General features: G+C 57.8%; 12 protein-coding genes and 1 tRNA gene. 9 read left to right on the top strand and 4 right to left on the bottom strand.

The genetic code is table 11. The features are described 5' to 3' along the window. Nucleotides 1-110: 110 nt before the first annotated feature. On the top strand, nucleotides 111-2,129 hold the full coding sequence (locus OLX77_RS08610) for a penicillin-binding protein 1A (RefSeq protein WP_307633187.1): 2,019 nt from the start codon (nucleotides 111-113) through the stop codon (nucleotides 2,127-2,129). A gap of 128 nt (nucleotides 2,130-2,257) precedes the next feature. Here OLX77_RS08610 and OLX77_RS08605 read toward each other — a convergent pair whose 3' ends face one another. Then, nucleotides 2,258-2,944, bottom strand: coding sequence for a CBS and ACT domain-containing protein (locus tag OLX77_RS08605; protein WP_307633186.1), 687 nt, complete (start codon nucleotides 2,942-2,944; stop codon nucleotides 2,258-2,260). Nucleotides 2,945-3,246: 302 nt separating this feature from the next. Between OLX77_RS08605 and pabB the strand changes: the two genes are divergently transcribed. Next, complete coding sequence (gene pabB / locus OLX77_RS08600) at nucleotides 3,247-5,133, top strand: aminodeoxychorismate synthase component I (protein WP_307633185.1); 1,887 nt, start codon at nucleotides 3,247-3,249, stop codon at nucleotides 5,131-5,133. Between the two features lies 1 nt (nucleotide 5,134). On the opposite strand, the gene OLX77_RS08595 is transcribed toward pabB, so the two are convergent. The 3 genes from OLX77_RS08595 to OLX77_RS08585 all read right to left on the bottom strand — a co-directional run bounded on the left by OLX77_RS08595 (nucleotide 5,135) and on the right by OLX77_RS08585 (nucleotide 10,502). Then, nucleotides 5,135-5,587, bottom strand: a complete 453-nt coding sequence (locus OLX77_RS08595; RefSeq protein ID WP_307633184.1) for a CBS domain-containing protein — start codon at nucleotides 5,585-5,587, stop codon at nucleotides 5,135-5,137. Between the two features lie 110 nt (nucleotides 5,588-5,697). Beyond that, on the bottom strand, nucleotides 5,698-7,254 hold the full coding sequence (locus OLX77_RS08590; protein ID WP_307633183.1) for an NAD(P)H-hydrate dehydratase: 1,557 nt from the start codon (nucleotides 7,252-7,254) through the stop codon (nucleotides 5,698-5,700). Next, complete coding sequence (locus tag OLX77_RS08585; RefSeq protein ID WP_307633182.1) at nucleotides 7,251-10,502, bottom strand: ATP-binding protein; 3,252 nt, start codon at nucleotides 10,500-10,502, stop codon at nucleotides 7,251-7,253. Before OLX77_RS08585 ends, OLX77_RS08590 begins: the two co-directional genes overlap by 4 nt. 259 nt (nucleotides 10,503-10,761) lie before the next feature. On the opposite strand from OLX77_RS08585, the gene OLX77_RS08580 reads away from it, so the two are divergent. The 7 genes from OLX77_RS08580 (at nucleotide 10,762) to OLX77_RS08550 (ending at nucleotide 15,226) form a co-directional block, all read left to right on the top strand. Continuing rightward, nucleotides 10,762-10,837: transfer RNA gene (locus OLX77_RS08580), tRNA-Arg, on the top strand. Between the two features lie 99 nt (nucleotides 10,838-10,936). Next, a complete protein-coding gene (locus OLX77_RS08575) occupies nucleotides 10,937-11,521 on the top strand; it encodes a LemA family protein (protein WP_307633181.1) in 585 nt (194 codons plus the stop codon). A 3-nt stretch (nucleotides 11,522-11,524) separates the two neighbouring features. Further along, entirely contained in the window at nucleotides 11,525-12,427 is a 903-nt protein-coding gene (locus OLX77_RS08570; protein ID WP_307633180.1) for a TPM domain-containing protein, read from the top strand. Further along, nucleotides 12,428-13,060 carry a TPM domain-containing protein gene (locus OLX77_RS08565; RefSeq protein WP_307633179.1) on the top strand — a complete coding sequence of 211 codons (633 nt, stop codon included), beginning with the start codon at nucleotides 12,428-12,430 and terminating at the stop codon, nucleotides 13,058-13,060. Nucleotides 13,061-13,278: 218 nt separating this feature from the next. Then, nucleotides 13,279-14,364, top strand: a complete 1,086-nt coding sequence (locus tag OLX77_RS08560) for a permease (RefSeq protein ID WP_307633178.1) — start codon at nucleotides 13,279-13,281, stop codon at nucleotides 14,362-14,364. Between the two features lie 9 nt (nucleotides 14,365-14,373). Then, nucleotides 14,374-14,757 (top strand): DUF2703 domain-containing protein, encoded by a 384-nt coding sequence (locus tag OLX77_RS08555; protein WP_307633177.1) that lies wholly within the window; start codon nucleotides 14,374-14,376, stop codon nucleotides 14,755-14,757. A gap of 28 nt (nucleotides 14,758-14,785) precedes the next feature. Continuing rightward, entirely contained in the window at nucleotides 14,786-15,226 is a 441-nt protein-coding gene (locus OLX77_RS08550) for an arsenate reductase ArsC (RefSeq protein WP_307633176.1), read from the top strand. Nucleotides 15,227-15,491 lie beyond the last annotated feature (265 nt).

The following is a 15,491-nucleotide window of genomic DNA, read 5'->3' as shown; positions in this document are numbered from 1 at the left end:
ATGTAGTGACCTGGCCGGACGAACCCTGTATTATCTGTCGCTGATAAAACGTAGCGGAACCGGCTTCGCTCCCTGCCGCTCCATAAAGAATACATTTTCCAGTGTCTGCCGTGCATAACAAGACCCAGCCCACAACCAGGACCTGGACCCATGTCCAGCTCACCCTCTTCCTGCTCACCATCGGCCTCACCCTGACCATTGGCTTGGGCGCGGCCTTATATCTCTTTATCTCTCTTGATATTCCGGCAATCGGCTCACTGAAACATTACCAGCCAGCCACCACCTCCATCATCTACGACTCTGCCCAACAACCGATCACGCATGTATCAAAGGAAAACAGAACTCTTGTCCCTCTCTCCGCGATGCCGGAATTACTTCCCCAGGCCTTTGTCTCCGCGGAAGACTCCAGGTTTTACCAACACAGCGGGGTTGATACCTGGTCGATCATTCGGGCGCTTATCCACAATATTCGCTCGGGGGAACGGGGCCAAGGGGGAAGCACCATCACCCAGCAGGTTGCCAGGGCGCTCCTGCTCACCCCGGAAAAAACCTATACCCGCAAAATCAAGGAAGCAATTCTCGCCTACCGGATCGATAACGCCCTGAGCAAAGAAGAAATCCTCCATATCTATCTCAACCAGATATATCTCGGCAGCGGCGCCTATGGGGTCGAGGCCGCAGCCCAGATCTATTTTGACAAACGGGTTCAGGACCTGAATCTGGCTGAAGTCGCTCTTCTGGCCGGGTTGCCGCAAGCACCCAGCCGCTATTCCCCATTTCGCAATTTCAAACTGGCGAAAAACAGACAGCTCTATGTCTTGAATCGCATGGCCGAAGAAGGCTATATCACCCCAACCGCCGCAAAAAAAGCGTATGAGAAAACACTGCTCTGGAATCCGGCCAAGGAAGGCCCGCTGGAGAACAATTATTTTATCGAATATGTAAAGGCTTATGTCGAAAGCAAATATGGGAGCGAGGCTCTTTTGACCGGGGGGCTCCGCATCTACACCACCCTCGACCAGAACCTGCAGAAAGCGGCCAACATGGCCATTAAACGCGGCACCGCCAAATGGGCCATCCGCCAGAGCAAAAACGCCGACACCCTGCCCCAGGCCGCCTTAATCTCCATGGAGGTGAAGACCGGATATGTTCGGGCAATGGTGGGCGGTACGGATTTTGACAAAAGCCAATTCAACCGAGCCACCCAGGCCAGGCGTCAGCCAGGTTCCGCCTTCAAGCCCTTCATTTACGCCGCCGGTCTTGAAAACGGGATGACCCCGGCCACCATGATTGTTGACGAACCGATTCACTTTCGCGGCGCCACCGCGATGCAGTATTGGGAGCCCAAGAATTACAACAATAAATTTGAGGGCCCCACCACCTTTAGAAATGCGCTGGTCCATTCTCGAAACATTCCCACCATCAAGATCCTGCAACAGATCGGAGCAACCAAAACCATTGACCTGGCCAGGAGATTGGGCATCAGCTCGCCACTGGTGAAGGATCTCTCCCTGGCCCTGGGAACCTCCGGGGTCTCCCCCCTCGAACTGACCAGGGCATACGCTGCCTTTGCCAACAGCGGCCGCATGCCCCAGGCCGTCTTCATCGAAAAGATTGTGGACAGCCATGGCAAGGTCCTGGAAGAACAACATTCGTCCTTCAGCGATGCCCTTGATCCTCGGGTTGCCTACCAGATGACCCACATCATGGAGGCGGTCATTTCCGATGGCACGGCCAGGGGCATCAGCAGTTTCGGCGCTCCTGCCGCAGGCAAGACCGGAACCACCGACCAGAACGTGGATGCATGGTTTGTCGGCTACACCCCGGACCTGACAACCTGCGTCTGGATAGGACATGACCAGAATATTTCCTTGGGACGCATGGAAACAGGTGGACTGGCCGCAGCCCCGATCTGGCTTGATTTCATGAACCAGGCAAAGGCGACATATCCTCCGACCGGTGGCTTTCCCCTGCCACCCGGTATTGTCATGCTCCCCCTGGACAACGCCACCGGCAAACCCGGCATCGCAGGCGGTGCCGGTGTCAGCATGGAAGCCTTCAGGGAAGACATCCCTGCCTGGCCCCAAGAACCGCCCCCACCTCCGGCCAGCGAACTCCCCATCCCATAAAAACCATAAAAAAAGCCGTATTCCGGGCAACCCACGGAACACGGCTTACAATACGCCTTGTTTTATTCTTGCACAATCTGGCGGCGACACAGCATGCCAGCCAGGTTCGACTCCCTATTCCTGAATGATCAAACAGCCCGTTTCCGCGGCATATTTTTCAATTCGTCCTTGCCATGGTAGACCACGGTAAAGGTCTCACGCAACTCCTTGGCCATCGCCTCTTCTTGCCCGGCATCACTGATCATCACGCGGATGGCCACCCGTTTTTTCCCTTCCGGGGCATCCTCAAACGAGGTGAGGATACTGATGACCCTGACATCGAATTTACGCAGGCTCTCGATAACCTTGGTCACGGAACCGGGAGCATCCGGCAGGTCAAAAACAAATTGAATGGCACCGTCCTTGATGCCGGTGCTGTGAATAAAGCCCCGCAGAACATCGGTTTCGCTCAGCAGCCCGACGAGATGCCCCAGCTCGTCTACAACGGGCAGCCCGGAGATCTTGTCCTCCAGCATGACCAGCGCCGCCTTTTCCAAGGTCTCATCCTCGCGCAGGGTAAGCGGATTGGAGGTCATCACGTCCTTTACCTTCATTTCCGAGAGCAGATAATAAAGCTCATGAATATCCAAGGAGGTTGTCTTGGAAGGCGAGGCGTCTTTCACATCCCGATCCGTTACGATTCCGATCAATTTCCCATGGGAAACAACCGGCAGACGACGGATACTGTTTTCCTTCAGAATCCTGGTGGCACGCATCAGAGATGTATTCTCATCCACGGTCAGGACGTCTTTTGCCATCCAGTCTTTAATCAGCATAACGTACAACCCTCCATAGAAATTGTCTAACCAAGCTCCGCAAAGAGCAATTCTTGTCCACATTAGAAACATGCCGGTCGATACCCGGTATCTGTTTTTATAAAATATTCCTATTGTTCCCGCAAGACGAAGTGCGCCTGTTGCCAAAAAATCACAAAGAAAGCCGCAACTCCCTGGCCATGCCTCTTTTTTTTACCTTGCTTAACTTCCCACGAATCGGTAAAGGAGTAAGTTTCACATAAGGATACTTCCCAGATGGCCACCCTCTTCACAATTAGCAAAAACATCGCGAAAACAACTGCATGCCTTGCCCACTCCCAGACGAGACCTTAGCCCGAATCATGGCCACAGCGGCCAGAGAAGACTGCGTTTTCCTTGAGACCAGCAGGGTAACCGCGGAGGAAGCCCACACCTATTTTTTCCACAGACCGGTGGCACATCTTGTCTGCCAACCCCATGACGATCCTGCCCGATTTTTCCAGCAGGCGGAAGAGTTTCTGGCGGAGGGTTTCTATCTGGCCGGTTGGCTGGGATATGAATTCGGCTATCTGCTCGAACCCTCACTGGCCAAACGCATCCAGCCCGATCAAGAGAAACCCTTGGCACATTTGGGCGTATTCCGCGCCCCCTTGATTTTCTCGCACGAAACAGGGGCGTTGCTCAGCGGTTCCTGGCCCACGCCGCCGTTGCCGGAGATCTCCACATCCTACCGTCTCGCCGATTTGCGCCCCAACCTCTCACAAGCCGACTACACCGCAGCCCTTGCCAAAATCAAGGGGTATATCGAGAGCGGCGACACCTACCAGGTCAACTTTACCCTGAAGCTGCTCTTTGACTTCGACGGCGCTCCAGAAGGATTGTATCAGGCGTTGCGCCGCAACCAGAGTGTTTCCTTCGGCGCTTATCTCCACTCCGGCGCCCAACACATCCTCTCGTTTTCCCCGGAGCTGTTTTTCAAGCGAAGCGGTGAGCACTGCCTGGTCCGCCCCATGAAGGGGACCATGCAACGCGGCCCGTATCTCGCCGAAGACGCACGGCTGATGGAGTTTTTACAAGGTGACGAGAAAAATCGCAGCGAAAACGTGATGATCGTCGATCTGCTGCGCAATGACCTGGGCCGCGTCTGTACCCCGGGAACAGTGAGAACCCAATCCCTTTTCGACATCGAAACCTACGAGACCCTGCACCAGATGACCTCCACCATCACCGGTCATCTGCCCAAAGAGACAACAATCGAGACCTTGTTCCGTGCCCTGTTCCCGTGCGGCTCCGTCACCGGCGCCCCCAAGATCCGGACCATGGAGATCATCCACGAACTGGAAAACTGGCCGCGCGGCGTTTACACCGGAGCCATCGGCTTTATCGCCCCCTCCGGGGACGCAACCTTCAATGTGCCCATCCGGACCATCGAGCTCAACGGGTCCACAGGGGAAATGGGCATCGGTTCCGGGATCATCCATGATTCCGACCCGGAACAGGAATGGCGGGAATGCCTGCTCAAGGGGCGTTTTCTGAGCGACCCGGCCCCAACGTTCAGCCTTATTGAAACACTCCTCTGGCAACCGGGCTCCGGCTACTGGCTCCTCCCCGAACACCTTGAGCGGCTGGCCGCTTCCGCCGCCTATTTCCAATATTCCTGCAACAAGCAGGAGATCCTGACCCGGCTCGAAAGGCTGACCTTGGATTTTGCCGCCTCTCCCATGCGGGTGCGGCTGACCCTGGCAAAAAGCGGCGAGATTGCGCTGAGCGCCAGCCCCTGCCCAGCCCCGACCACCCTCACCTGGCCGAGACCGCAGATGGAACAATCCCAATTACCACGGGTTACCTTCTCCTCCCACGCCACCGACCCCGGATCTCCCTGGCTCTTTCACAAAACCACCCTGCGGGAGTTGTATGACACCGAACGGCAACGGGCCTTGGCCGGAGATTTTTATGAGGTGCTTTTTACAAACACCAGGGGAGAGGTGACGGAGGGAAGCATCACCAATATCTTTATCCAGCGACAAGACACACTCTTGACTCCCCCCATGGAGTGCGGGCTTCTGCCCGGGGTTTTCCGCCGATATCTGCTTGCACACGCACCGCTGGCGGTACGGGAATCCATCCTGAGCCGCCGTGATCTTGAGCAGGCAGAGGCAATTTTCGTGGGCAACTCGGTGCGCGGCCTGGTCCAGGTACGCTTGGCCTGAATTACCCCCGGGCCAGGGTCCGGATGATATCCGCCTTACCCACCACGCCGACCAGAGTGCCGTTTTTGAGCACCGGCAGGGTATGCACCTTTTTCTCGGACATGATGGTGGCGATCTCATCCAGCGGGGTATCCTCCCGGATGGTCACCGGTTCCCGGGAACAGATATCCCCCACCGTGGCACCGGTCATCTTGCTGATCTCCTTCTCCACTGTCTTGGCGCGGTCCAGAAAGATCACCGAGTCCAGGATAGAGATGGCGGTGGGAATATGGAACTTCTTGTTCTGATCCACCAGATCACTTTCCGTCACCACCCCGATCAACTGCCCGTCGTCGTCAACCACCGGCGCCCCGTTGATACGATGGGACCAGAGAATGCCCGCCAGTTTCTCCACCGGCAGATCCGCCTTTACCGAAACAACCTTTTTCGCCATAATCTCTTTAGCAATCCGCATCCGCTTTCTCCCGTTCTGGGGTTATTGAACTCGTCACAACGCTATAGCCAACACCGCCTGATACCTGCGCAAAAAAAACCCTTGCAAGAGATATCGTTGCCAGCTCCATCCTATACTGCACCACCGGATTGCAGAACCTCCTGAAAGGCCCCGGGAATCTCCGCAGCCAACTCACTGGCCAGAAAACCAAACGGCCGCCCTGCCCTGACAATCCGATCTGCGGCCAGACCATGGACATAGGCCCCCAGACAGGCAGCCTCCCAAGGGGGTACGCCTTGGGCCAGCAGACCGCCGATGAGACCGGTGAGGACATCCCCCATGCCGCCCGCAGCCATGCCCGGATTGCCGGTGGAGTTTATGGCCACCCTCCCATCCGGGGCGGCAATGACCGTGGAAGCCCCCTTCAGAAGCAGGACTACGCCATGCCGTTTGGCAAAATCCGCAGCCACCTCCCGCCGCTTGCCCTGGATTTCCAGGGTTGAAATCCCGGCCAGCCGCGACATTTCTCCGGGATGGGGGGTCAAGACCCTGGGCCCGGCGGCGAGCACGGCAACCTCGCCGGCCAGCAGGTTGAGGCCGTCTGCATCGACCACCATGGGCTGCCGCAATTCCCGATAGAGCTTGCGCACCACCTGGCCGGTTTCTTCCGCGGTTCCCAGACCGGGGCCAACGGCCACCGCCCCCTTACCATGGCACGCTGCCAATAGCTGCTCATAATCGGGCTCGGAAAGACAGTGCTGCGAAAAGGAGAGCACTTCGGTCATGGCCTCGGGTAATGCCCCCTGCACCAACCCATTGAGCGCCTTTGGCGTAGCGATGGTCACCAGCCCTGCCCCGGACCGCAGGCCGCCCAAGCCGCAGAGCACTGCCGCGCCTCCCTTGCCCAGCGAGCCTGCCAGGGCCAGGAGATGGCCGAAGGTTCCCTTATGGGCAGCAAGGCCGCGGGCCGGAATCAAGCCCTTGACCCAAGAATGATCCAGCCATTCAACCGCAACCCCGATCCGCTCGACAACCTCGACCGGAATGCCGATATCAATCACCTCAAGCTCCCCGACATACTCCTTGCCCGGCGGCTCAACCTGGGCAAACTTGGGCAAGCCGTAGGTGCAGGTAAGGTGCGCCCGAACACTGGTGCCCTGGGGAATGCCGGTGTCGCTGGCAAGCCCGGAGGGAATATCCACCGCCACCACCGGCACCGGGCTGGCATTGAGGCATTTGATCACCGCGGCAAAAACCCCGGAGACCCTACTGCGCAATCCCGTGCCGAAAAGAGCATCGACCAGAAAATCGCTCTCCGCCACCAGCCGTTCCACCCAGGACAACTCCTCTTCTGCAAGGCAGGTATAGAGCGGCATGGCCAGCTGCTTGACCCGCTCAAGATTTCTCGCCGCATCCCCCTGCATTTTTTCGAGAGCCACCAGACTCACCACCTGGGGCTGGGCACCCTGCGCCAGCAGCAGACGGGCGATCACCAAGCCATCGCCCCCGTTATTGCCGGGCCCGACAAAAATGAGGACCTTGCGTTCGACCAGCGAGCCAAAATGGCGGCTCATCGCCGCCACCGTCCCGCGTCCGGCATTTTCCATCAATTCCAACCCTGAAATACCATATTCCGCGCTGGTCAATCTGTCGCAGAGCAGCATCTGTTCCGCAGTGGCAATCTTCATCCCTCCCCTCCCTCAAGCGCCCGGCGAACAACCCGGGCAAAGTCGCCTATCATCACCGGCTTCAAGATATAACCGGCAAAACCAATTTCCTTGGCCTTTTCTTCACTCAATGCCTCGCTGAACCCCGTGCAGATAATGATCGGCATTTTGGGTTTCAGGGTAAAAATTTTCTGGGCCAGGACGATACCGGTCAAGCCGGGCATGGTCTGGTCGGTGACAACCAAATCAAAATCATCCGGCCTGGTGCGGAACAGGACCTCGGCCTCGGTACTGTCCGAAACGGCTGTCACCCGGTAGCCGAGGTATTCGCTCATTTCCTTGAGCAAGCCCAAGACATTTTCTTCGTCATCCACCAGCAGTATCCTTTCGGAACCCCTGGGGATAGAGGTCTCCAGTGCCCTGGGCGATTGCCCGGCAACATCACAACAAACCGGGAAATAGAGGGAAAAGGTTGTTCCTTGCCCCGGCATGCTGGAAACGGAAAGATACCCGCCATGCCCCTTAACAATACCTTGTACCAGGGCAAGGCCGATGCCTGTACCCTTGCCCTGCTCCTTGGTGGTGAAATACGGTTCAAATATCCGCTCCTGCGTGGCCTTGTCCATACCGCAGCCGGTGTCACCGACCGCCAGACGCAAATATTTTCCGGGCCGGAGATCCTGGCCGGCAACCGTCTCTCCCGGAGCCACCTGGACCTCTCGAAGAGTGACCTTCAGGGTACCCCCACTTTCTTCCATGGCATGAGCCCCATTGGTGCAGAGATTGATAAGAATCTGCTGGATCTGAGTAGGATCTGCCATAATCTGCCCGCAATCCCTGGCAATATCCTCATGAAAAACAATGGTGGAAGGAAGGGTGGACCGCAACATCTCCAGGCACTCACCCAACATCGGCGGCAAGGCCATACAGACAAGTTCCGGCCCTTTCTGCCGGCTAAAAGAAAGAATCTGCCGCACCAGATTTTTTGCCCGCAGCGCCGCCCGCTTCACCTCTTCCAGATCCTGGCGCAAGATGTCACCGCGTGGCAGCCTGGCCATGACCAGATCGGTGTAACCGAGAATAGGGGTGAGCATGTTGTTGAAATCATGGGCCACCCCGCCGGCCAGGGTACCAACAGCTTCCATCTTCTGGGACTGCCGCAGAGCCGCCATGAGACTCTCACGCTCTTCGCTGACTCGCACCCCCTTAATGGCCTGGGCGCAAGGTCTCGCCACCCGACCCAGCAGATCAAGATCCTTTTCCGTATATTCCCGCCCACTATTGGCCACCGCGATCTCACCAACCAGTTGCCCATCGAGGAGCACCGGCACGGCAAGGAACCGTTCCACCGCGACATGCCCCTCCGGGCAGCGGGATGCCGCAGGAGGGCCACCCGGATTATTGGCATAAAAGCCCTGCCTCTTATTGAGCGCCTGTCCCCACAATCCGGGATACCGTCCATCCGGGCCGGGGGAGCACGCCAGTTCCCGGGTCTCCTCGCGCCCCTGCTCTCCGCCGGGCATCATCTCCGTAAAGGCATGACAGACCAGAACGCCGGACTGCGCATCAATAATGCCCACAAAGCCGTGCGGGCTCGCGGTAAGCTCCCGGGCCGCGGCAAGAATTGTCCCGGCAATCCCGGCCACGTTTTGCCCCGACCCCACCAGTTGTCCTGCCAGATCGGCCAGGGCCTGTTTTACCGTGAGCTCGTGGGCCAGTTCCTCCTGCAGGGCATACTCCTCGGTCACATCGCGGAAAACAAGGACAACCCCAAGACAGATTCCATCCTGTTCCAGGATAGGAGCGGCACTGTCCGAAATCTGGTATTTCCTGCCATCGCGGGCAATAAGCACCGTATGGTTGCCCAAGCCGACTATCTTGCCGGTCGCAAGAACCCGGGCCACCGGATTGACGGATTTTTCCCCTGTGCCGGCATCAATAATAGCAAAGACCTCGTCGAGCTTCCGGCCAAGGGCTTCGGCCTGAGGCCAGCCGGTCAGCTGTTCGGCCACCACATTCATCCGGGTCACCAGCCCCCCGTTATCGGTGGCGATCACCCCATCGCCAATGGAGCGCAAAGTAACCAGGGCAGACTCTTTTTCCCGCCGCACCTCTTCTTCCGCCCCAACCCGGGCCGCCTTGTCCGCCAGATGGTTCTCGGCCAGCGCGTCAAGATCCGAGGCGAGCCGGGCAAGCTCTTGTGGCCACCGCCAGTTCAGCTGCGGCTTCTTGCTCCCGCCAAGAATCGAGGCAATGCCGCCCATGAGCTGGCCTTGCAGGAGATTTGCATAATGCGCCATGGCCACCGCCACCCCTACAAGCAAGAGCAACAAAACAGAAACAATAATGACAAGATTTTCCTTAAAATGTTGCAGCCAGACCTCGATGACGCTTCTGTCCACCGGTTGCCCCACCCAGAGACTGTGCGTCCCCTCGGCCTCGCTGATAAGGGGCAACCAGGCGTTGGCCTCGCCGTGCAGATCCTTCAGGATAACCGGCTTTCCATCGTGCATCGCCTGCCGCAACTGGGGAAACTCTACAAAGGCATGGTTCGGCCCGGAGCCATGCCGCCTGTGCCGATCATGAACCGCCGTGGCCAGATAGGAGCCATCCTGGCTGACCAGATCATATTTTTCCAATTTCTTGATGAGGCGGCGCAGATCCAGGACCAGCACTGCGATTCCCGAGGTTCCGTACGCCTCATTCTGCACCGGAACCCCAAAATAGACGATGAGCTGCTCCAACCGCCCTTCCTTATCCGGGCTGACAACCCCCTGAATGGCGCCGACAAAGGTCGTGCCCGGCAAAAAGCTCCTTGCCTTCCGAGACATCGCTTCTTCCATACTGTTTTGAGACATGGCGGAACTGAGTCCGAGTTCGCCGTTTTCCTGCCGGCTCACATGGAACTGTTCCTGTCCCAACCCATCAACAACAGACACCGAGAGAACCTCGGGCCGATTCTTGAACCAGCGTTTAGCGACCACATCGGAGAGACGCGTGCGCAGCTGATCAAGGGGAATCCCTGGCTCCGGCCACCCCACCAGATCCACGGTCTCAGAAAGCATTCCGAAAACACGCAGGGTTTCCCGTCCCTGCTCGACCTTGCGCCCCAGAGCAATAAACTCATCCTGCAAGCGGGCAAGACGTTGCTCTTGTACTGCCTGTTCAAGGGTTGCGAGAAGCGAGGGGAGGTTAAAAACAACGGAGGAGGCAAGGGGAAACAGTCCGATAATGAAAAAGACCAGAAACGTTATGGTTCTCAATCGCATGCGCACGCTCACCGACAACTTGTTTCCCGGCAAAAAAACGATAGATACTGCGTCATTCTAGCACATCCCGGCAGGGGAACCAATTTTTTCCACAGATTTTCCTGCGGTTCTGTTGTCACAGGCAGGAAAGGTGAGCAACCCAGGTCCGGATAAGGCCAAGGCCCGTACCACAAGCGCTTCCAGCCAAGAAAGATATTGCGCATTGACCTGCCGATGGTATAGTACTCCCCTTGTTTTGGATTAAAAAAGTACTGTAACTGCCCTCGTAGCTCAGTGGATAGAGCAACCGCCTCCTAAGCGGTAGGTCGCACGTTCAATTCGTGCCGAGGGCACCATCGCCCCCCAGACATCCCCCCTGTTCCGCCTGCCCGCGTCAAATACTCGGAGGTGGCGCAGGATTGCACTTTACCGATACCCTTTTAAGGAGAACCACCATGCAGAGATTCCTCGTACTTGTCAGTTTCGTGCTTCTCGCTGTCGGTTTGAGCGGTTGCGGCTACAATGCCATCCAGCAGAACGACGAGGGCGTGATCGCCGCCTGGGGCGATGTTGAAGCCTCTTACCAACGGCGCGCCGACCTCATCCCCAACCTGGTTGAAGCGGTAAAGGCCTACGCGGCCCACGAGAAAGATACGCTCACCGCCGTTACCGAGGCCAGGGCCAAGGTCGGCACCATTCAGGCAGGCGCCGAAGTGGTGAACAACCCCCAGGCCTTTGCCAAATTCCAGGAAGCGCAGAGCGGGCTTTCCTCCGCCCTTTCCCGCCTGATGGTGGTGGTGGAACGCTATCCGGACCTCAAGGCAAACCAGAACTTCCTCGATTTTCAACACCAGCTCGAAGGTACGGAAAACCGGATCAACGTGGCCCGGGTCCGTTACAACGAGGCGGTGCGGATCTTCAACACCTCCATCCGCACCTTCCCCAACAACCTGACCAACAACCTGCTGCTCCATCTGCCCCGCCGCGAAGCATTCAAGGCGGAAGAAGGTGCGGCCGCGGCCCCGAAGGTCAAGTTCTAACCGATGTCACAAGGCGAGCAGCATACCCCATCCCGGACCGGCAAACCGTTTTATCTCTTTTGTCTGCTGACCCTCTGCCTCCTCCTTGTTGCGGGACCCAAATCAGCCAAGGCGCTGGAGGTTCCGCAATACCAGGGGTATGTCACCGACTTGGCCGGGATGATTTCCCCTGGGGAGCGGCAAAAGCTCGAGCAGATGCTGCTCGCCTTTGAACAATCCGATTCCACCCAGATCGCGGTGCTGACCATCCCGTCGCTTGAAGGCGATTCGCTGGAGGATTTCAGCATCCGCACGGTGGATGCCTGGAAGATCGGCCAGAAGGGCAAGGACAACGGGGTGCTGCTTTTGGTCAGCAAGGGCGACCGCAAGATCCGGATCGAGGTTGGCCGCGGCCTGGAAGGGGTGCTGACCGACCTGCTTGCCGGCCGCATCGTTGACCAGATCATCTCCCCGCGTTTTAAGTCCGGCCAGCTGGACCAAGGCTTTGAGGCCGGGATCACCACGATCATCAGCGCCACGCGAGGCGAATACAAGGGTACCGGCAGCTCCCGCCGAGGAGCGCGCAAGGGGAGCCAATCCTCGCTCTTCAACTATCTGATCTTTTTTGCCATCCTGGTCGGTTTTCTCGGGCGGCTGAGCAAGCCGGTCGGGGCGCTTGCGGGGGCGGCACTCCTGCCTCTCTTTGCCTTTCTCGGAATCTCTTCGCCCCTGGGCTGGCTGATCCTGCTCCTCCTGATCCCGGGCGGCGCCCTGCTGGGCCTCCTGCTCCCGCTCTTTTTCGCCAATGCCGGGGGGGGGGGGATGTACTTGGGCGGCGGCGGTTTTGGCGGCGGCGGCGGAGGCGATAGCTTTGGCGGCTTCGGCGGCGGTGGTTTCGGAGGCGGCGGCGCCTCGGGGGGCTGGTAGATGATCCAAGCAGAGACTTTTTTTACAGAGGCGGAAAAAGAGCAGATTGCTGCAACCATCTCCGGGGTGGAGCAAAAAACCTCCGGCGAAGTTGTCGCCATGGTGGTGGCGGAGAGCGACACCTATCCTGAAGCAAGGCTCCTGGCCGGGTTCAGTATCGGCGGTCTGACCGCGCTCATTATCACCGACCTTTTTTTGGGAGACAGCCTGGGATACTTCCTCCCCCTTGCTCTTTGCGGGGCCATGCTCGTTACCGCTCTTACCCGGCTCTGCCCCCCGCTGCTCCGGCTGTTCATCCCTGCAAGCCGGCTGGAAACCAGGGTCGCCCAACGGGCACTCCGCTCCTTTTACGAAAAAAAACTCCACACCACCCGCGACAACACCGGGGTGCTCTTTTTCATCTCCCTGCTTGAGCACAAGGTCTGGATTCTGGCAGATACGGGCATCTATGCGAAAATCTCCCAGGAAACCCTGCTGACCTACGCCAACGACATTGCCACCGGCATAAAGCAAGGAGAGGGGTGCACTGCCTTGTGCCGGCAGATTGAAGCGGTGGGCGCTATCTTGGCCAGTCATTTCCCCATCAAAGCCGATGACACCAATGAACTTTCCAATCAACTGCTCACCGGCTGAACCCGCTTTTTACAGATAGCCGACACACCCTCGCCCCTTCGCCGCCCCCATATAGTCCCGCAACCAAATTCCGGCCAGAAATCCGCCAGATCCTTTTTCTTGGCCCGACCCGTATTGACAACAACAAAACATAGCTATATAGTAATTTAGCTATATGATAATTATGGGAGCGCCCCCGCGCTTTTCAGCGGGGAATCAAGACAAGGACAAACAAGCCCATGCAACCCATCAAATTGAACAACCTCGCACCACAACCAAAGCCGTCAAAGGTGCCGCCGCTTTCCCCTGGTGCCACCAGACGCTATCTCGCGACCGGCCTCTTCTCCCTGGTTGTCTGGTTTACTGTCTACAAACAGCTTTCCCCCCTTGCCGACTTCATCACCTTTACCCTGCTCAATCTCTCCCCGGACAGCCGATTGGGCAAGGCCACCCAGTTCTTCCTCTATGACACGCCCAAGGTGCTGATGCTCCTGGCCTTGGTGGTATTCGCAGTGGGCATTCTCCGTTCCTTCTTCACTCCGGAACGAACCCGAAAAATCCTCGCAGGCAAACGCGAATCCGTGGGCAATGTTCTGGCCGCCCTGCTGGGTATCGCCACCCCATTCTGCTCCTGCTCGGCCGTCCCCCTGTTCATCGGCTTTGTAACGGCCGGGATCCCGCTGGGCGTCACCTTCTCCTTTCTCATTGCCGCGCCCATGGTCAACGAGGTTGCCCTGGTTCTGCTCTATGGCTTGCTGGGCTGGAAGGTGGCACTTCTCTATCTCACCACCGGCCTTGCCATTGCCATTATCGCAGGCTGGACCATTGGTCGGCTCCACATGGAGCACTACGTTGAGGAATGGGTCAAGCATGTGCTGGCCAGCGGTACTGACACCGTGATGCCCTGCAATCTCCAGGAACGGGTGCGATATGGACGCCAAGCTGTGCAAGACATCATGGGGAAGGTCTGGCCCTATGTCATCCTCGGTATTGGGGTGGGCGCGGGGATCCACGGCTACGTGCCCGAAGGATTCATGGCCTCGATCATGGGCAAATCCGCCTGGTGGTCGGTGCCCATGGCCGTGGTCATCGGCATCCCCATGTATGCCAACGCCGCCGGCATCGTGCCGGTCCTCCAAGCCCTGCTTGGCAAAGGAGCGGCGCTGGGCACGGCCCTGGCCTTCATGATGAGCGTCGTCGCTCTCTCCCTGCCGGAAATAGTCATCCTCCGCAGGGTCTTGAAACCCGCGCTCATCGCCACCTTTATCGGCGTGGTCGGCAGCGGCATCCTGCTGGTGGGCTATCTTTTCAATATGATTATTTAGGGGATTAGAATGAAAAAAATCACGGTGGAATGGTGCCATCTGGACAAAGAGGGCAAAACCTGCGATCGTTGTGCCGAGACGGGACAGGGTATCGCGGAAACAGTACAACGGTTACAGGTCGAATGCAGAGCGAAGGGGGTGGAGATCCTGTTCACTGAAACCAAACTGAGCGAGGCGCAGATCGACCAATCGAACCTCATTCTCATCAACGGCAAACCGATTGAGACGGTCCTCCCCCGGACGACGGTCTCGAAAAGCAGTTGCTGCTCTTGCGGCGAGCTCACGGGCCAGGAGGAATCCTGCCGGAGCATCATCAGACACGGCCAGGTACATGAGGCCATTCCCCGGGAATTTATCAGGGAAGCGATTTGCAGGGTGGCCGGCTGCTGCTGACCGTAAAATCACCAAAGGATCCTTTCCCATGCACAAAATAAAAATTCTTTTTCTCTGCACCGGCAACTCCTGCCGCAGCCAGATGGCCGAGGGCTGGGGAAGACATCTCTACCCGGAGCGCTATGAATTTTTCTCGGCCGGGATCGAAACCCACGGCCTCAACCCCTTGGCTGTCCGGGTCATGGCTGAGGCCGGGGTCGACATCAGCAGCCACCATTCGAAACTGCTCTCCGAACTGGCGTCCATTACCTTTGACTACGTGATCACGGTCTGCGACCATGCCAACGAGCAATGCCCATTTTTTGCAGGCAAGGCGGTCAAGCTGCACCGGGAATTCCCAGATCCGCCGCGTCTCGCCCGGACAGCGACCAACGAAGAAGAGGCTCTCGACCATTACCGCGCTGTCCGCGACGCTATCCGGGATTACCTGACCACCCTGCCCGACGATCTGGCCGCTAACCACCTGTAACCTGCCTGCCCCCATGTCATAGGGACCAGGAAAGACCCCCCAATTCAACTAAATATATTCCTTGCGTTCCCTGGCGGATCATGGTAAAAAGGGAAATTCATTGTGTTGCCTCTGCCTGTAATCGCTATACGAACAAAAGCGCACCGCACAAAGCCTCTGCCGAGGGCGTGCGGTTTTTTTGTTTATGGGGCGTTGGGCCGCAAGGATTTCTTTTTTCCTGCACAGCAACCCTTCCCCCACACGCCCTTCAATAAGGAACACCATC

It is taken from the genome of Thiovibrio frasassiensis (assembly GCF_029607905.1).
In the GTDB taxonomy this organism is placed as follows: Bacteria; Desulfobacterota; Desulfobulbia; order Desulfobulbales; family Desulfurivibrionaceae; genus Thiovibrio; species Thiovibrio frasassiensis.
This window is presented reverse-complemented; position numbering and strand designations above follow the sequence as displayed.